General features: G+C 71.0%; 19 protein-coding genes. 16 read left to right on the top strand and 3 right to left on the bottom strand.

What is annotated here, in order from left to right:
• Positions 1-54: 54 nt before the first annotated feature.
• The 8 genes from ACWCP8_RS10320 (at position 55) to ACWCP8_RS10285 (ending at position 7,545) form a co-directional block, all read left to right on the top strand.
• On the top strand, positions 55-1,356 hold the full coding sequence (locus ACWCP8_RS10320; RefSeq protein WP_451115303.1) for a segregation and condensation protein A: 1,302 nt from the start codon (positions 55-57) through the stop codon (positions 1,354-1,356).
• Positions 1,353-2,003, top strand: coding sequence for an SMC-Scp complex subunit ScpB (gene scpB, locus ACWCP8_RS10315; protein WP_030977295.1), 651 nt, complete (start codon positions 1,353-1,355; stop codon positions 2,001-2,003). The genes ACWCP8_RS10320 and scpB overlap by 4 nt, the downstream gene beginning before the upstream one ends.
• Positions 2,003-3,118 carry a pseudouridine synthase gene (locus ACWCP8_RS10310; protein WP_451115301.1) on the top strand — a complete coding sequence of 372 codons (1,116 nt, stop codon included), beginning with the start codon at positions 2,003-2,005 and terminating at the stop codon, positions 3,116-3,118. Before scpB ends, ACWCP8_RS10310 begins: the two co-directional genes overlap by 1 nt.
• A gap of 131 nt (positions 3,119-3,249) precedes the next feature.
• Entirely contained in the window at positions 3,250-3,903 is a 654-nt protein-coding gene (gene pnuC / locus ACWCP8_RS10305) for a nicotinamide riboside transporter PnuC (protein ID WP_451115299.1), read from the top strand.
• Entirely contained in the window at positions 3,900-4,979 is a 1,080-nt protein-coding gene (locus ACWCP8_RS10300; RefSeq protein WP_451115297.1) for an AAA family ATPase, read from the top strand. The genes pnuC and ACWCP8_RS10300 overlap by 4 nt, the downstream gene beginning before the upstream one ends.
• The gene (locus tag ACWCP8_RS10295; protein WP_352266610.1) at positions 4,976-5,710 is read left to right on the top strand and encodes an NUDIX hydrolase; all 735 of its coding nucleotides are present in this window, start codon (positions 4,976-4,978) and stop codon (positions 5,708-5,710) included. The genes ACWCP8_RS10300 and ACWCP8_RS10295 overlap by 4 nt, the downstream gene beginning before the upstream one ends.
• Positions 5,707-6,729, top strand: coding sequence for an ADP-ribosylglycohydrolase family protein (locus tag ACWCP8_RS10290; protein ID WP_352266609.1), 1,023 nt, complete (start codon positions 5,707-5,709; stop codon positions 6,727-6,729). Before ACWCP8_RS10295 ends, ACWCP8_RS10290 begins: the two co-directional genes overlap by 4 nt.
• A 3-nt stretch (positions 6,730-6,732) precedes the next feature.
• Positions 6,733-7,545, top strand: coding sequence for a nucleotidyltransferase domain-containing protein (locus ACWCP8_RS10285; RefSeq protein ID WP_451115295.1), 813 nt, complete (start codon positions 6,733-6,735; stop codon positions 7,543-7,545).
• 25 nt (positions 7,546-7,570) lie between these two features.
• On the opposite strand, the gene ACWCP8_RS10280 is transcribed toward ACWCP8_RS10285, so the two are convergent.
• Entirely contained in the window at positions 7,571-8,275 is a 705-nt protein-coding gene (locus ACWCP8_RS10280; protein WP_352266607.1) for a nucleotidyltransferase domain-containing protein, read from the bottom strand.
• A 217-nt stretch (positions 8,276-8,492) separates the two neighbouring features.
• On the opposite strand from ACWCP8_RS10280, the gene ACWCP8_RS10275 reads away from it, so the two are divergent.
• From ACWCP8_RS10275 to der, 8 genes are all read left to right on the top strand, one after another.
• Positions 8,493-8,927 carry a YidB family protein gene (locus ACWCP8_RS10275; RefSeq protein ID WP_352266606.1) on the top strand — a complete coding sequence of 145 codons (435 nt, stop codon included), beginning with the start codon at positions 8,493-8,495 and terminating at the stop codon, positions 8,925-8,927.
• 70 nt (positions 8,928-8,997) lie between these two features.
• A complete protein-coding gene (locus ACWCP8_RS10270) occupies positions 8,998-9,360 on the top strand; it encodes a DUF1304 domain-containing protein (protein WP_352266605.1) in 363 nt (120 codons plus the stop codon).
• A 4-nt stretch (positions 9,361-9,364) separates the two neighbouring features.
• Positions 9,365-9,955 carry a TetR/AcrR family transcriptional regulator gene (locus tag ACWCP8_RS10265; protein WP_451115293.1) on the top strand — a complete coding sequence of 197 codons (591 nt, stop codon included), beginning with the start codon at positions 9,365-9,367 and terminating at the stop codon, positions 9,953-9,955.
• Between the two features lie 140 nt (positions 9,956-10,095).
• Positions 10,096-10,458, top strand: a complete 363-nt coding sequence (gene aroH, locus ACWCP8_RS10260; RefSeq protein WP_267005931.1) for a chorismate mutase — start codon at positions 10,096-10,098, stop codon at positions 10,456-10,458.
• Positions 10,455-11,540, top strand: a complete 1,086-nt coding sequence (locus tag ACWCP8_RS10255) for a prephenate dehydrogenase (RefSeq protein ID WP_352266603.1) — start codon at positions 10,455-10,457, stop codon at positions 11,538-11,540. Before aroH ends, ACWCP8_RS10255 begins: the two co-directional genes overlap by 4 nt.
• Before the next feature lie 124 nt (positions 11,541-11,664).
• Complete coding sequence (gene cmk / locus ACWCP8_RS10250; protein ID WP_352266602.1) at positions 11,665-12,381, top strand: (d)CMP kinase; 717 nt, start codon at positions 11,665-11,667, stop codon at positions 12,379-12,381.
• A 65-nt stretch (positions 12,382-12,446) separates the two neighbouring features.
• Entirely contained in the window at positions 12,447-13,049 is a 603-nt protein-coding gene (locus ACWCP8_RS10245; RefSeq protein ID WP_382842320.1) for a lysophospholipid acyltransferase family protein, read from the top strand.
• 52 nt (positions 13,050-13,101) lie between these two features.
• On the top strand, positions 13,102-14,571 hold the full coding sequence (der, locus tag ACWCP8_RS10240) for a ribosome biogenesis GTPase Der (RefSeq protein WP_030977265.1): 1,470 nt from the start codon (positions 13,102-13,104) through the stop codon (positions 14,569-14,571).
• A gap of 113 nt (positions 14,572-14,684) precedes the next feature.
• On the opposite strand, the gene ACWCP8_RS10235 is transcribed toward der, so the two are convergent.
• On the bottom strand, positions 14,685-14,990 hold the full coding sequence (locus tag ACWCP8_RS10235) for a hypothetical protein (protein WP_451115290.1): 306 nt from the start codon (positions 14,988-14,990) through the stop codon (positions 14,685-14,687).
• A gap of 137 nt (positions 14,991-15,127) precedes the next feature.
• Positions 15,128-15,910 carry a hypothetical protein gene (locus ACWCP8_RS10230; protein WP_451115349.1) on the bottom strand — a complete coding sequence of 261 codons (783 nt, stop codon included), beginning with the start codon at positions 15,908-15,910 and terminating at the stop codon, positions 15,128-15,130.
• Positions 15,911-16,280 lie beyond the last annotated feature (370 nt).

Below are 16,280 nucleotides of genomic sequence, written 5' to 3'. Positions count from 1 at the left end.
CCGTCTCCGTACGGCTCACCGCCCGCCCGTATCCCCGCCGCACCCTGGACCCCCATGCCGACGACCGACGAGCCCGCCCGCACGCCCCGGCGCCCTCTGGGGCGCGGTCCGGGGGGCCGGCCTGTGCCGTCCGCGGCCGGGGCCGCGGTGGTGGCGGGCGACGCCGTCGGTGTGTCCCCCACCCCGCCCCTTCCCGGAACCGGGGAGGCGTCCCCGGACCCTTCGACAGCGGTCATGGATGCCGCTGCGGCGCCTGCGGCTGACGCCGTCGCCCCAGCCGACCCCGCCGGTTCTGCGGGCCCCGCTGATGCCGGTGGTCCTGCGGTGCCCGTCGGCGCTGCTGACACCGTCGCCGCCACGGGTCCTGCGGTCCCCGCCGATACCGCCGCCGCCCCGGCCGATCCCGCCGGTCCTGCGACCCCCGCCGTCACGGGCACCGCCGCGGCGCCTGCCGATACCATCGCCGCCGCCGCCGTCGCCCCGGCCGACCCCGCCGGTCCTGCGGCCCGCGCTGACACCGCCGCCTCCGGGGCACCCGCCGACGACGGGCGGTTCACCGTTCGGCTGGCGAACTTCGAGGGGCCGTTCGATCTTCTTCTGCAGCTCATCTCCAAGCACAAGCTCGATGTGACCGAGGTCGCCCTCTCCAAGGTCACCGACGAGTTCATGGCCCACATCCGAGCCATGGGGGTGGACTGGGATCTCGACCAGACCACCGAGTTCCTCGTCGTCGCCGCGACTCTGCTCGATCTCAAGGCCGCCCGCCTGCTGCCCGCCGCCGAGGTCGAGGACGAGGCCGATCTCGCGCTGCTCGAAGCGCGGGACCTGCTCTTCGCGAGGCTCCTGCAGTACCGCGCGTACAAACGCATCGCGGAGATCTTCAGCGCCCGGCTGGAGTCCGAGGGGCGGCGCTTTCCCCGGACCGTGGGGCTGGAGCCGCACCATGCCGAGCTGCTGCCCGAGGTGGTGATCAGCATCGGTGCCGAGGGGTTCGCCCGGCTCGCCGTGAAGGCGATGCAGCCGAAGCCCAAGCCGCAGGTGTACATCGATCACATCCACGCCCCGCTGGTCAGCGTGCGTGAGCAGGCCGAGATCGTCGTGGCGCGGCTGCGGGAAGCGGGGGAGATCTCTTTCCGCGGGCTCACCGAGGACGCCCCCGACACCCTCACCGTCGTCGCCCGGTTCCTCGCGCTGCTGGAGCTGTACCGGGAAAAGGCCGTCACCCTCGACCAGGAGGAGGCGCTCGGCGAGCTCATGGTGCGCTGGGCCGGGGGTGAGGCGGCTGAGCCCGCGGTGACGGACGAGTTCGATCAAGAGGTGCAGGACATGGACGTACAAGAGGATGTGCAGGCATGAGCGAGCAGCGCCCCACCGGTGCGAGCACCGTCGCGGATCTTGAGCTCAAGCCCGCTCTCGAGGCCGTTCTCATGGTTGTCGACGAACCCGCCACCGAGGAACACCTCGCCAAGGTGCTGGAGCGGCCCCGGCGGGCCGTCGCCGACGCGCTGCGGGAGCTGGCCGACGAGTACACCGTGCAGCGCCGCGGTTTCGATCTCCGGCTGGTCGCGGGCGGCTGGCGCTTCTACACGCGCCCGGAGTACGCGGAGGCCGTCGAGGGCTTCGTGCTGGACGGCCAGCAGGCCCGCCTCACCCAGGCGGCTCTGGAGACCCTCGCAGTGGTCGCGTACCGCCAGCCGGTCAGCCGGTCGAGGGTCTCCGCGGTACGCGGCGTGAACTGTGACGGCGTGATGCGGACCCTCCTGCAGAGGGGCCTGGTCGAGGAAGCGGGCGCGGAACCCGAAACAGGTGCGATCCTGTACAGGACGACGAACTACTTTCTGGAGCGGATGGGCCTACGTGGCCTGGATGAGCTCCCGGAGCTCGCGCCCTTCCTCCCCGAGGCGGACGCGATCGAGGCTGAGACGCTAGAGGGTGTGCCGTCGTTCGATCCGGACGCACCGGACACCCCGGATACTCACGCAGACGACAAGACGGAATTTTGATGCGAAGCAGTGGCAGGAACAGCGGAAGCGGCAGCGGCAAGAGCGGCGGCAACCGGAACCCCCGGGGTGGTGGCGCCGGGCGCGACGACAGGCAGGACAAGCGTCCCCGCAAGCCCCGCCCCGAGGAGCGCCGCTACGACGTGGGCGGCACCGGGGCCGGCGAGAAGAGCGGCGACGGCCCCCGCAAGGGCCGCGGCGCCGCAGCCCGCGGTGGCGCCAAGGGTGGTCCGAAGCCCTCGCAGGGCGGCGCGAGGAGCGGCGGCCCGCGGCGTGGACCGCAGGGCGCCCCGTCCCGCTCGCGCGAGCTCGACGCCAAGATCGAGCAGCGCAACCGGGACAGGTACGCGAACAAGCCCGACATCAAGACGCCCAAGACCCACCCGGGCGCCGAGCAGGAGGGCGAGCGTCTGCAGAAGGTCCTGGCCAGGGCCGGCATGGGCTCGCGCCGTGCGTGCGAGGAGCTGATCGAGCAGTCCCGCGTCGAGGTCAACGGTGAGATCGTCGTCGAGCAGGGCATGCGCGTCGATGTGCACAAGGACGAGATCAAGGTCGACGGTCTGACCGTTGCCGCCCAGTCGTACCTCTTCTTCGCGCTGAACAAGCCCGCCGGTGTCGTCTCCTCGATGGAGGACCCGGACGGCCGCCAGTGCCTCGGCGACTACGTCACCAACCGTGAGACGCGGCTCTTCCACGTCGGCCGGCTGGACACCGAGACCGAGGGCATCATCCTGCTCACCAACCACGGCGAGCTGGCCCACCGGCTGACCCACCCGAAGTACGGCGTGAAGAAGACCTACCTGGCCGCCATCCAGGGACCGCTCCCGCGCGACCTGGGCAAGCACCTCAAGGACGGCATCCAGCTGGAGGACGGGTACGCCCGCGCCGACCACTTCCGCGTCGTCGAGAACATCGGCAAGAACTACCTGGTCGAGGTGACCCTCCACGAGGGCCGCAAGCACATCGTCCGCCGGATGCTGGCCGAGGCCGGCTTCCCGGTCGAGCGGCTGGTGCGGACGTCCTTCGGGCCGATCCCGCTGGGCGACCAGAAGTCCGGCTGGCTGCGCCGCCTCACCAACACCGAGGTGGGCATGCTGATGGGCGAGGTCGGTCTGTAGTCCGTCTTCGGCGTCCGCTGTACGGCCCGCGGCCGGTTCCTGGTTTCGATTTTCGAACAGGAAACCGGCCGCGGGCCTTTTGCTGCCATCGAATCACCTTTATAGTCAAGATGACTATTAAGGAGGCGGGTGTGAGTCTCGCGGACATCCTCGATCCCCTGCAGCAACCCCTGGTGACAGTCCTGGACACCCCGGTCGGGTGGACCGAGGTGCTCGGCTTCGGCAGTGGAGCGCTGTGCGTCTGGCTCGTGGCCCGCCAGCATCTCGCCAACTGGCCGATCGGCATCGCCAACAACCTCTTCTTCATCCTGCTGTTCACCCAGTCCGGTCTGTACGCCGACGCCGGACTGCAGATCGTCTTCATCGCCCTTGCCGCGTACGGCTGGTGGACCTGGACCCACGGGGGTGGACCGGGCTCGCCGGACCTGCCGGTGCGGAGCACCAGCCGCACCGAATGGATCCGGCTGTGCGCGGCAGGGGTGCTGGGGACCGCCGGTCTGACCGTTCTCCTCGACCACGCCACCGACTCGACCGTGCCGTTCTGGGACGCCCTGACGACCGCGCTGTCCTTGGCTGCGACGTACGGGCAGTGCCGAAAGCTCGTCGAGTCGTGGTGGCTGTGGATCGCCGCCGATGTCGTGTACATCCCGCTGTACGCGTACAAGGAGCTCTATCCGACCTCCCTGCTGTACGCCGGCTTCCTGGCGCTGTGCCTGGTCGGACTGCGCAACTGGAAGCGTGATCTCTATGTTCTGCAGCGGGAGTTGGCGGAGGTGACAGGGTGACGCGGTTCGGTCACGGGCTCGTGCTCGGCAAGTTCTATCCGCCGCACGCCGGCCATCACCACCTCGTCCGCACCGCCCAGGACCGCTGCGAGCGGCTGACCGTCCTGGTCTGCGCCGCCTCCGTCGAGTCCGTCCCCCTCGCCGAGCGGGTGGCCTGGATGCGGGAGGTGCACCCGGACGTACGGGTCGTCGGCGCCGTCGACGACACCCGGATGGATCTCCACGACCCGGCGATCTGGGATGCCCATATGGCCGTCTTCAAGGGGGCCGTCCCGGAGAAGGTCGATGCCGTCTTCACCTCGGAGCCGTACGGGGACGAACTGGCCCGCCGGTTCGGTGCCGAATCCGTCTGCGTCGACCCCGACCGTACGGTCTTCCCGGTCTCCGGCACAGCCGTCCGCAAGGACCCGGTCGGCTGCTGGGACTTCCTCGAACCGCCCGTACGGGCCGCGCTCACCCGCCGCATCGTCGTCCTCGGCGCCGAGTCCACCGGCACCACCACGATGGCTCGAGCCCTCACCGACCACTACCGCCGGCGCGGCGGAGTCTGGGCACAGACCCGGTATGTCGCCGAGTACGGGCGGGAGTTCAGCGAACAGAAGCTGGCCGCGCTGCGCACCCGGTGGCCCCGGGCCCAGTGGGAGGACGTCGCCTTCACCACCGACGACTTCCCGCTGATCGCCGCGGCCCAGAACGCCAAGGAGGAGGCGGCCGCCCGGACCGGGTCCCCGGTGCTCTTCTGCGACACCGACTCCTTCGCCACCACCGTCTGGCACGAGCGGTACATCGGCGGCCGCAACCCGCGCGTCGAGGAGACCGCCGACCGGGTCGCCCACCACCTGTGGCTGCTCACCGACCACGAGGGCGTCGCCTTCGAGGACGACGGGCTGCGCGACGGCGAGGAGCTGCGGCCCTGGATGACCGACCGCTTCCGGGCCGAACTCGCCGGTACGGGGCGGCAGTTCATCGAACTCACCGGACCGCACCGGCAACGCCTGGACGCCGCGGTCGACGCCGTCGACGCCGTGCTCGCGGCGGGCTGGGACTTCGCCGCACCCCTCCCGGAGCGACGATGAGCACCGGCGCCCCCGAAGGCTACGACCCGTACGCCTTCGAACCGTTCGCGGTCACCGTCGACCTCGCCGTCTTCACGGTCCGCGACGGCCGGCTGCACGTCCTGCTCGTCGAGCGCGGCGAGAACCCGTACAAGGGCCACTGGGCCCTGCCCGGCGGTTTCGTGCTGCCACGCGAGTCCGCCGAGGACGCCGCCCGCCGGGAGCTTGCCGAGGAGACCGGGCTGACCGAGGCAACCGTCTCCGCACTCCATCTGGAGCAGCTGCGCACCTACAGTGATCCGGACCGCGACCCCAGGATGCGGGTCGTCTCCGTCGCGTACACCGCACTCATTCCCGATCTGCCCGAGCCGCGTGGCGGCGGGGATGCGGCCAACGCCCGCTGGTGGGACGCCGGAGCACTCGGCGCGCTCGCCTTCGACCACGACCGCATCCTCACCGACGCGCACGACCGGATCGGCGCCAAACTCGAGTACACCTGCCTCGCGACGGCCTTCTGCCCGGCCGAATTCACCCTGGGCGAGCTCCAGCAGGTGTACGAGACGGTCTGGGGCGTAGAGCTCGACCGGCCCAACTTCCGGCGCAAGGTCCTCACCACGCCCGGCTTCGTCCAGGCCGTGGAGGGATCACCGCGCCGCACCGGCGGACGGGGGAAACCGGCTGCTCTGTACCGGGCGGGTGCCGCCACCGCCCTGCACCCTCCACTTCTGCGACCGGAAGGACGAAGCGCATGATCGTGACCCGGACCATCACCAAACAGGCCGCCACCGGCGCACTGACCGGGCTCGCGCTCGGCGACGCGCTGGGCTTCCCGACGGAGTTCAACAATGTGCCGTCGATCCTCGCCAAGTGCGGGCCGTGGCGGCAGATGCGGCTGCCGAACCCCGCGTTCGTCAGCGACGACACGCAGATGACACTGGCCCTCGCACGGGGCATCCGCACCGCCATGGACCGCGGACTGCTCACACCGCTGCGGCTGGTCCGGCCGGTACGCGAGGAGTTCGTCGATTGGTACCACTCGCCGGACAACAACCGCGCCCCCGGCCGCACCTGTATGAGCGCCTGCCGGCTGCTCGACAACGACCGGCCCTGGCAGGAGGCCAGCCAGACCGGATCCAAGGGCTGCGGCGCCAATATGCGGGTGGCGCCGGTCGGGCTGGTACCGGGGCTGAGCGAGGAACAGCGCTCCGGTGCGGCGCAGTTGCAGGCCGCCCTCACACACGGCCATCCCACGGCGCTCGCCGCCTCCGACCTGATGGCGCGCGCGGTGTATCTGCTGGCGCAGGGTGCGGAGCCGACGGGCCTGATCGGTCAGCTGCGTTCGTACGCGCACGAGAACGGCAGCCGCTACCTCACGCGCTGGCTCGGCGACCTGTGGCGGTACGCGGGTGACGACTCGGGCGAGAGCTACATCCAGCGCGGCTGGGACGAGTGCCTGACCGCACTGGCCCGCGTCCAGGACGCCCTGCGCGACCCGTCACCGGAGACCGACCCGTGCGAGGCGACCGGCGACGGCTGGATCGCCGAGGACGCCCTCGCCACGGCCCTGCACTGCTTCCTGCTCTTCCCCGACGAACCGGTCACCGCACTGCGCCGGGCCGCCTGCACCCGCGGCGACTCGGACTCCATCGGCTGCCTGACCGGGGCGCTGGCCGGGGCGCATCTGGGCGCCGGGGCGTGGCCCAAGGAGTGGTCGGAGCGGATCGAGTACCGCAGCGATCTGCTGTCGCTGGGGGCGCTCTGGGACTCTTGACCCATGCGTACGGAAACGATCCAACTCCACGAGGCCGGGCTGCCGGTCACGGACTTCGGCCCGGTCCTCGCCGAAGAGCCGGGACCGCTGCTGTTCGCCACGGTCTCCGGGGCGCATCTGTACGGGTTTCCGTCCCGTGACTCGGACGTGGACCTGCGGGGGGTCCACCTCCTGCCCGCCGCGGACCTGGTGGGGCTGCGTGAACCGGACGAGACGCGCTCGCGGATCCGGGACCGGGAGGGGGTCGAGATGGACCTCGTCACCCACGATCTGCGGAAGTTCGTCCGGCTGATGCTGAAGCCGAACGGCTATGTGCTGGAGCAGCTGCTGTCGCCGCTGGTCGTGCACACGAGTGAGCTGCACGCGGAACTGGTCGCGCTGGCGCCCGCGGTGGTGACGCGCAACCATGCGCACCACTACCGCGGGTTCGCCGGCACACAGTGCCGGCTGTTCGAGAGGACCGGCGAACTGAAGCCGCTGCTCTACACGTTCCGGGCGTTGCTGACCGGCATTCATCTGATGCGCAGTGGCGAGGTGCTCGCGCATCTGCCGACGCTCCTGGGTGAGGTGGCGGCGCCCGCGTATCTGCCCGAGCTGATCGAGGCGAAGGCGGCGGCCGAGCACGGGGGAGCGGGGGGTGTGGACGGTGCGGTGGTGTCCCGGGACGTCGAAGCGCTGCACCGGGTGCTGGACGAGTCGCAGGCGGAGTCGAGGCTGCCGGATGGGGCGGGAGGGTTCGACGGGCTGCACGAGCTCGTGGTGCGAGCGCGGTTGAAGGGGCTCGGGTTTCTGTCCTCGAGCTCCGGACGGGCTTGATTTCTGCGTTGGTCAGGGCGGCCGGTCACCCCTTGTCGGGCAACGACGCGGACGCCCGGCGGGTGCGGATGAGGAAGTCCTCCACCCGGGCCCGGTCCGGCTCCGGTGGGAGCGGGGAGCCCGGTGCCGAGGCGTCGTTCTCCTCGGCCAGCCGCGTCATGCGGCGCTCCACCTCCGGCCACGGGACCTCGCCCCGCTTCACCGCGAGCAGGTCCTCCCTGGCCTCGCCCACCTCGATCGTCAGCTCGCCCGTACGCAGCAGATCCCGGCCGCTCGCCAGCAGCCGCAGCAGATGCATGGCGTGCTTCCAGCGCGGCGCACCGTACTGCCGGACATCCGCCTCCAGCTTCTTGTGCTGCCCCAGCGCGTAGCGGACGAAGGTCTGGTGGGCGAGGCGGGACAGGAACGCGTCGCGCAGGGAGAGGAGTTCATGGCCGACCGCGTCGGCCTGTTCCACCAGCGGCGAGTGGAGGCACTCCAGCACATTGGGGTTGGCGCGCAGCGCCAGTTCGCAGAAACGCTCCAGCTCCCAGGAGAACTGCTCCTGCGCCGGGCCCTCGACGTGCGTCGGCGGCTTGTCGAACCGCCAGAACAGCGGGGTCGGGGCCAGGAAGACGCCGCGCCGGTCGGTGTCGCTGTCGTCCGTGGCCAGCCCGAACGCACGTGAGCCCATCACACAGGAGTAGACCGTGTGATCGCGTACGAGAGTCTCGGCATCGGGGGTGATCATGCGGGTGAGGGTACGCGAGGGGGCCTCGTGCGCCTCGTCGTCCGGGCAGGGGGCAGCACGCGCTGCGGGGCAGTGCGTACGCGGAGGTCGCCGAGGCCGCGTTGCCGGCGGACGTCCGTAGCCGTCGGTGCGACGGCGACCGTCGGGCCCCGAGTGGCAGAAGCCCTGGTTCTGATCGACATTGTCGATAATCCGTCCCCTTCGGAAAGGCAGAACCATGGCAGGAAACGACCTCGGAAGTCTGCTGGGCAGCTTGCTGGGCGGCGGAAGCCGGGGCGGGGGTTCCGGCAGCGCCGGGAACATCCTCGGAGCGCTGCTGGGCGCGCTGGACGGCAACACGGGCGGCGGGGGCGGGGGCGGTGCGAATGCTCTTGAGGGCCTGATCGGGATGCTCACCAAGTCCGGCCTTCTCGACCAGGCCCAGTCCTGGGTCGGGACCGGTGAGAACAAGCCGGTGAGCGGCGCCCAGATCGCGCAGGCGCTGCCGGACGAAACCCTGCAGAAGGTCGCCCAGGAGGCGGGGGTGTCGACGGAGCAGGCGGCCGACGACATCGCCAGGTCGCTGCCCGAGGCGGTCGACAAGCTGACCCCCGCGGGCGAGGTCCCGAAGGGCGGCTCGCTCGAGGACCTGATCCGGGCGCAGGCGCTCTGAACGTTGGGCCGAACCCCGTATCGACTTCCTGTACAGTTGTCCAGGAAGTCGATACGGGAGGCCGTCCGCCATGCACATCGCAGCCCAGGTGCTGGTCGCACTGGTCGCGCTGATCCACGCCTATTTCCTGGTGCTCGAAATGTTCCTGTGGGACACCGCGCGCGGCCGGAAGGTCTTCGCCACCACCCCGGCGTTCTCCCGGGAGAGCGCCCCGCTCGCCGCGAACCAGGGCCTGTACAACGGATTCATGGCCGCCGGACTCGTCTGGGGCCTGATCGCGGGCGACCCTGTCGCGTACCAGGCGCAGATCTTCTTCCTCGGCTGCCTGATCGTCGCCGGGGTGTACGGAGCGGCCACTGTGAGCCGCAAGATCCTGCTCGTCCAGGCGGCCCCCGCCGCCGCGGCCCTCGTCCTCGTCCTGCTCGCGGGCTGAGCCCATGACGTCCGCAGCGACGGCAGGCGGCGGAGACCCCCGTACCGCACGCACCCGCGGCAAGCTCCGCGAGGCGCTTCTCGCAGCCTGCGAGGAACAGCCGCTCGACCGGGTCAGCGTCTCCGACGTGGTCCGCAGGGCCGGAGTCGGCCGGGCCACCTTCTATCTGCACTACGACGATCTGCGCGCCCTGGCGGTGGACGCCTGCGCGGAGATCGTCCGGCACGCGGTCGATGCCCTGCACGCCTGGGACGAGGTGCCGCCCGGTCCTGAGACGCCCCCCGCCGAGCTCGTCGCCCTGCTGGAGGCGGTCCGCACCCGGGCCGAGGTCTACCGGAGCCTGCTGCGCGCGGGTGGCGGCGGACCGCTCGGCGAGCTGCTGCACCAGGAGCTGCGGCAGCGCAGCATCAGCGAACTGCGCCGTCGCCGCCCCGCGGGCTTCGCGGAGGACCTGGTCGCGAGCGCCGTCGCCGGACTGTTCACCGGTGTCCTCGCCGACTGGGTGCACGGCCGGACCGATGCCACCCCGGTGCAGCTGGCGGGTGGGATCTGGCGGATGCTGTCGGCCGTGCACACCGCTGCTGCTCCCCGCTGACCTCGCGTCTCACCTACAGAGCACCCCGGCCGCCCGTCGCCCCGCCCCTCTAGGCTGAAATCGCGCAGGCGGGCACAGAGCAGGCGCGACAAGCACGAAGCGGCATGAAGAGAAGCGCACGAAGCAGTGAGGAGCCAGACGTGGCGGTACGAGCGGTCCGTGGAGCGGTCCAGCTGGAGCGGGACGAGGCCGGACACATGGACGAGCAGGTCAGCGCCCTGCTCACCGCCGTCCTGGAGCGCAACGGCCTCGTTGCCGACGACCTGATCAGCATCTGGTTCACCGCCACCCCCGATCTGCACAGCGACTTCCCGGCCGCCGCCGCCCGGGGCATCGGCATCGTCGACGTACCGCTGATCTGCGCCCAGGAGCTCGACATCGTGGGGGCGATGCCCCGCGTGGTGCGCATCCTCGCCCACGTCGAGACGTACCTTGCGAAGTCCGAGATACAGCATGTCTACCTCGGTGCCACCGCCGCCCTCCGCAAGGACATTGCCCAGTGAGAACCGCCGTCGTCATCGGAACCGGCCTGGTCGGCACCTCCGCAGCCCTCGCCCTCGCCGGGCGTGGCATCCATGTCCACCTCGTCGACCACGACCCGGCGTCGGCCCGCACGGCGGCCGCGCTCGGCGCCGGTACGGACGAGGCGCCCCAGGGCCGGGTCGACCTGGCGATCGTCGCCGTACCGCCCGCCCATGTGGCCTCGGTGCTCGCCACCGCCATGCGGGACGGCATCGCCCGCGGCTACCTCGACGTCGCCAGCGTCAAGGGCGGCCCCCGCCGCGAGCTGGAAGCCCTCGGTGTCGACCTCACGCCGTACATCGGTACGCACCCGATGGCGGGCAAGGAGCGTTCCGGCCCGCTCGCCGCCACCGCCGACCTCTTCGAGGGCCGTCCCTGGGTCCTCACGCCGACCCGGGACACCGACACAGAGGTCCTCAACCTCGCCCTGGAGCTGGTCGCACTCTGCCGCGCCGTCCCGGTCGTCATGGACGCCGACGCCCACGACCGGGCCGTCGCCCTCGTCTCCCACACCCCGCAGCTGATCTCGTCGATGGTCGCCGCCCGCCTGGAGGAGGCCGACGAGACGGCCGTACGCCTCTGTGGCCAGGGCATAAGGGATGTCACCCGGATCGCGGCCTCCGATCCCCGGATGTGGGTGGAGATCCTCTCCGCCAACCCCGGACCGGTCGCGGATGTGCTCGCCGGGGTCGCCGCCGATCTCGAGGGGACGGTCCGGGCGCTGCGCAGCCTCCAGTCCGGCGACGACGACAAGCGCCGCGAAGGCACCGACTCCATCGAGGACGTCCTGCGCCGCGGTAACGCGGGCCGGGTCAGGGTCCCCGGGAAGCACGGGGCGGCCCCGGCGGCATACGACATCGTGGCCGTGCTCATCAGCGACCGGCCGGGCGAGCTGGCCGGGATCTTCGCGGACGCGGGCAAGGCCGGGATCAACGTCGAGGACGTCCGTATCGAGCACGCCACCGGGCAGCAGGCCGGCCTGGTGCAGCTGATGGTCGAGCCGAGCGTGGCCCCGGCACTTGCCGCGGCGCTTCGCGAGCGGGGCTGGTCGATCCGCCAGTAGGCCCCTGGCGGCCGGGGTCCGAGGCAGTTGTCCACAGGGGTGCAAAGGACCGTCCCGACACTCGGTAACCTTGTGCGGGGCGGGTTCGCGCGCCCTCGTCCCGCCCACCCCGTGTACCAGGAAGGTGTCCACCACCGTGGAAACCGTAAGCGCCGCAGCCCGGACGGCCCCGGCCGCAGTGATCGTCGCCATCGACGGGCCCTCGGGCACCGGCAAGTCGAGCACGTCGAAGGCCGTCGCCGCCAAGCTCGGCCTGAGCTACCTGGACACCGGCGCCCAGTACCGGGCCATCACCTGGTGGATGCTGAACAACGGCATCGACGTGCAGGACGCCGCGGAGGTCGCGACCGCCGCGGCGAAGCCGGTCATCGTCTCCGGCACGGACCCGGCCGCCCCGACGATCACGGTCGACGGCGAGGACGCCGCGGGCCCGATCCGTACGCAGGAGGTCACCTCGAAGGTCAGCGCCGTCAGCGCGGTCCCCGAGGTGCGTGCCCGGATCACCGAGCTGCAGCGGTCCATCGCGGCGGCCGCCGAGATCGGCATCGTCGTCGAGGGCCGTGACATCGGCACCACCGTGCTGCCCGACGCCGACCTCAAGATCTTCCTGACCGCCTCCCCGGAGGCCCGCGCGGCCCGCCGCAGCGGAGAGCTGAAGGGCTCCGATCTCGCCACCACGAAGGAGGCGCTGATAAAGCGGGACACCGCGGACTCCAGCCGCAAGACCTCGCCGCTCGCCAAGGCGGACGACGCGGTCGAGGTGGACACCACCGACCTGACCCTGCAGCAGGTCATCGAGTGCGTCGTCACCCTTGTCGAGGAGAAGCGGGCCGCGAAGTGACCGTAGCCTCGGGCACGCCCACGCTGCGCGGAGCGGCGGTCGGGCGCGGGATCGGCATCGGGCTGATGTACGGGCTGTGGAAGCCCCGCGTCCTCGGTGCATGGCGGGTGCCCGCCTCCGGACCCGTCATACTCGCGGTGAACCACTCCCACAACATCGACGGGCCGATGCTGATGGGCACCGCGCCCCGGCCCGTTCACTTCCTGATCAAGAAGGAGGCGTTCGTCGGCCCCCTCGACCCGTTCCTGCGCGGAATCGGTCAGCTGAAGGTGGACCGTACGAGCGCCGACCGCACCGCCATCACCCAGGCCCTCGGTGTACTGGAGAACGGCGGGGTGCTCGGGATCTTCCCGGAGGGTACCCGGGGCGAAGGAGACTTCGCCTCGCTGCGGGCCGGGCTCGCGTACTTCGCGGTACGCAGCGGGGCGCCGATCGTGCCCGTGGCCGTCATGGGAAGCACCGAGCGCCGCGGACGGTTGATATCGGCACTGCCGCCGTTGCGCAGCGGGGTCGACGTCGTCTTCGGCGATGCCTTTGACGCGGGTGACGGAAGTGGCCTGCGGACCCGGAAGGCATTGGACGAGGCGACCGTGCGGATCCAGGCACGGCTGACCTCGCACCTGGAGAACGCCAGGCGTTTCACCGGGCGCCAGGTAAGACTTGAGTAGTGGGCCGCGTGATCGTGGTCCATCGATGATGATGCAAAGAGGAACGGACTTCATGAACGACCAGATTCACTCCGACGGCTCGGACCACGAGCACGGAGCGCTTGGCGACGCCGAGTACGCGGAGTTCATGGAGCTCGCCGCGCAGGAGGGCTTCGACGTCGAGGACGTCGAGGGCGCGATCGACGAGGCGGGTCACGGCCCGCTGCCCGTCCTTGCCGTCGTCGGCCGTCCCAACGTCGGCAAGTCGACCCTGGTGAACCGGATCATCGGTCGCCGCGAGGCGGTCGTCGAGGACAAGCCCGGCGTCACCCGGGACCGTGTCACGTACGAGGCCGAATGGGCCGGCCGCCGCTTCAAGGTCGTCGACACCGGCGGCTGGGAGCAGGACGTGCTGGGCATCGACGCCTCCGTCGCCGCCCAGGCGGAGTACGCGATCGAGGCCGCCGACGCGGTCGTCTTCGTCGTCGACTCGACCGTCGGCGCGACCGACACCGACGAGGCCGTCGTCAAGCTGCTGCGCCGGGCCGGCAAGCCCGTCGTGCTGTGCGCCAACAAGGTCGACGGCCAGAGCGGCGAGGCCGACGCCACCGCGCTCTGGTCGCTCGGTCTCGGCGAGCCGCACCCGGTCTCCTCGCTGCACGGCCGTGGCACCGGCGACCTGCTCGACGCAGTCCTCGAAGCACTGCCCGAGGCCCCGGCCCAGCGCTTCGGCACTGCGCTCGGCGGCCCGCGCCGCATCGCGCTCATCGGCCGTCCGAACGTCGGCAAGTCCTCGCTGCTGAACAAGGTGGCGAACGAGGACCGGGTCGTCGTCAACGAAATGGCCGGCACCACCCGCGACCCGGTCGACGAGCTGATCCAGCTCGGCGGCATCACCTGGAAGTTCATCGACACGGCCGGTATCCGCCGCCGCGTCCACCTCCAGGAGGGCGCGGACTACTACGCCTCGCTGCGTACCGCGGCCGCCGTCGAGAAGGCCGAGGTCGCCGTCGTCCTGATCGACGCCAGCGAGTCCATCAGCGTCCAGGACCAGCGCATCATCACCATGGCCGTGGAGGCCGGGCGCGCGCTCGTGGTCGCGTACAATAAGTGGGACACCCTCGACGAGGAGCGCCGCTACTACCTCGAGCGCGAGATCGAGACGGAGCTCGCGCAGATCGCGTGGGCCCCCCGGGTCAACGTCTCGGCCCTCACCGGCCGTCACATGGAGAAGCTGGTCCCGGCGATCGAGACCGCGATCGAGGGCTGGGAGACCCGGATCCCGACCGGCCGGCTGAACGCCTTCCTCGGTGAGATCGTCGCCTCCCACCCGCACCCGGTCCGCGGCGGCAAGCAGCCCCGCATCCTCTTCGGTACCCAGGCCGGCACCAAGCCGCCGCGGTTCGTGCTCTTCTCCTCCGGCTTCCTCGAGCACGGCTACCGCCGCTTCGTCGAGCGCCGGCTGCGCGAGGAGTTCGGCTTCGAGGGCACCCCGATCCACATCTCGGTGCGGGTCCGCGAGAAGCGCGGCCGCAAGAAGTGACACCGGCTTGATCCGCCCTGTCCCGGCCCCATGACGCTGGACATGACGAAGCCCCGCACCGTCCCTGCCGTGAACGGTGCGGGGCTTCGTCATGTCCGGGCTTCGCCGTACGGTCAGGCTCCCCGGGATCCCGGGGGCAGCGCCGCCGGCTGGGGGCGCCCGGCGTGCCGGCCGACCCGCTGCCAGGAACCGAGGCTTCCGGTGTGCGTGCCCGGGCCGTAGTGGCCCGAGTGGCTGGAGTGGCTGCTCAGCGGGGCCCGGCTGCCGAACATACCGGTCCCGAACGCCACGAAGCCCAGGTTCTCCTCGCCGCTCCGATCACCTGGCAGCGCCCGGAACGACCGGCGGTACTCGAAGTACAGCGCGTCGTAGATCGGGGTGTGGGACTGGCCGCCCGAGCGGTCCTGCGACGGACGCATGGCAGGGATCGGGCTCGGGCGCTGGTGGGAGGGGTCGTATGAGTGCACGTATGTGCCAACGACCCCATCGGCCGTCGGATGCGGGCCCGGCGGAGAAATAGCTGTTCGTCGGGGGTGCGAGGAGCGTACGGACATGATCAGGTCCCGGCCAGCGGCATCGCGGCCGCGACCAGGAGGCCGCTTGCCGCGGCCTTCTCCAGGGCGTCGCGCAGCAGGTCCTCGCGGGGCTGCTGGCCGATCGATCCGACCGGAGCGGCGAAGACGAGCACGGTCCGAGACTTGTTGGCCGCGGCCCGCCAGCCGTCGGTGACCTGCAGCGGCGCATGGGCCTGCCACCAGGCGACCGGGGCACCGCCGCCCGTCCCCGGCTGGAGCACGGCGTGCAGCTGGCCCATGGCGAGCAGGATCGACCAGCCGTGCAGCACGGCGGGCACCTGGTCCATCCGGTGGACCGGGTGGAAGCCCTGTTCCAGCAGGAGCTGCAGGAACTCGTCGCCCCCGCTGCCGTACCCGCCGGGGCGGGTGATCGCGCCGGTCGGCTCGACGACCAGCGCCGGGTGGAGCTCGTCATCGATCAGGACGAGTCCGCTGGTGATGCCCAGGACGGCCTGCTCGGGCATGAGGCCCTCGGGGGTCTCCGGCTCGCTGCCGGTGATGCTGCGCACGGCGCCCTGCAGCTGTTCCTCGGAGACCTGGACGACCTGGGAGGGGATGCAGGTCGCGTGGGCGAAGGCGAGCACGGCGGTCTCGTCGCCGACGAACAGCACCGTGCTGGTGCGCTCCTGCTCCGAGTCGCCCGGGGTGCGGCAGGAGGTGCAGTCGTAGCTGCCTGGGGCATTGTCGCCGACGAGCAGCCGATCGGCTTCGGCATCGCCGATCTCGGCGCGTACGTCCTCGCTGACGTCGAGCATGCGCGGCACGGGTGGCTCCTCGAACTCGGTGCGTGCGCCGGGCGGTTCCCGGCTCATGAACAGACAACGGGTGAGCTGCGGCCGGGGTCACGCGGGAAAAGGAACGGAATCGAACCATCCGGCGCAGAGCGTGAATCGGGGGACCGATGGGTTTGCTCCCGGTCAATACCCGCTGATCGAACCCGCATCGGCGAGACCGGCCGAGGGAGGGGAGGGTGCGACGGCAGGTCGACAAATCAGGAAAACAGGGAACGTATCCAGTGGCTGAAAGTCGTCTACGCGTTGGGTAAGGCGCAGCCGGTTCTCGGGGGCCGGGCCCCGCAGCAGGCCGATCCGGATTGCGGACGCCAGCTGTCCGCAACCGCTGGCAGACTCGTCC

This window comes from Streptomyces sp. NPDC002206, assembly GCF_053593595.1.
Note: the sequence above shows the minus strand (reverse complement) of the source record. Positions and strands in the feature narration are given on the sequence as shown.

Excerpts from the sequence above, each read along its gene's own strand:
- ACWCP8_RS10320 (WP_451115303.1), top strand. The coding sequence starts at position 55 with ATGCCGACGACCGACGAGCCCGCCCGCACGCCCCGGCGCCCTCTGGGG.
- scpB (WP_030977295.1), top strand. The coding sequence starts at position 1,353 with ATGAGCGAGCAGCGCCCCACCGGTGCGAGCACCGTCGCGGATCTTGAG.
- ACWCP8_RS10310 (WP_451115301.1), top strand. The coding sequence starts at position 2,003 with ATGCGAAGCAGTGGCAGGAACAGCGGAAGCGGCAGCGGCAAGAGCGGC.
- ACWCP8_RS10295 (WP_352266610.1), top strand. The coding sequence starts at position 4,976 with ATGAGCACCGGCGCCCCCGAAGGCTACGACCCGTACGCCTTCGAACCG.
- ACWCP8_RS10290 (WP_352266609.1), top strand. The coding sequence starts at position 5,707 with ATGATCGTGACCCGGACCATCACCAAACAGGCCGCCACCGGCGCACTG.
- ACWCP8_RS10285 (WP_451115295.1), top strand. The coding sequence starts at position 6,733 with ATGCGTACGGAAACGATCCAACTCCACGAGGCCGGGCTGCCGGTCACG.
- ACWCP8_RS10280 (WP_352266607.1), bottom strand. The coding sequence starts at position 8,275 with ATGATCACCCCCGATGCCGAGACTCTCGTACGCGATCACACGGTCTAC.
- ACWCP8_RS10275 (WP_352266606.1), top strand. The coding sequence starts at position 8,493 with ATGGCAGGAAACGACCTCGGAAGTCTGCTGGGCAGCTTGCTGGGCGGC.
- ACWCP8_RS10270 (WP_352266605.1), top strand. The coding sequence starts at position 8,998 with ATGCACATCGCAGCCCAGGTGCTGGTCGCACTGGTCGCGCTGATCCAC.
- ACWCP8_RS10265 (WP_451115293.1), top strand. The coding sequence starts at position 9,365 with ATGACGTCCGCAGCGACGGCAGGCGGCGGAGACCCCCGTACCGCACGC.
- ACWCP8_RS10245 (WP_382842320.1), top strand. The coding sequence starts at position 12,447 with ATGTACGGGCTGTGGAAGCCCCGCGTCCTCGGTGCATGGCGGGTGCCC.
- der (WP_030977265.1), top strand. The coding sequence starts at position 13,102 with ATGAACGACCAGATTCACTCCGACGGCTCGGACCACGAGCACGGAGCG.
- ACWCP8_RS10235 (WP_451115290.1), bottom strand. The coding sequence starts at position 14,990 with ATGCGTCCGTCGCAGGACCGCTCGGGCGGCCAGTCCCACACCCCGATC.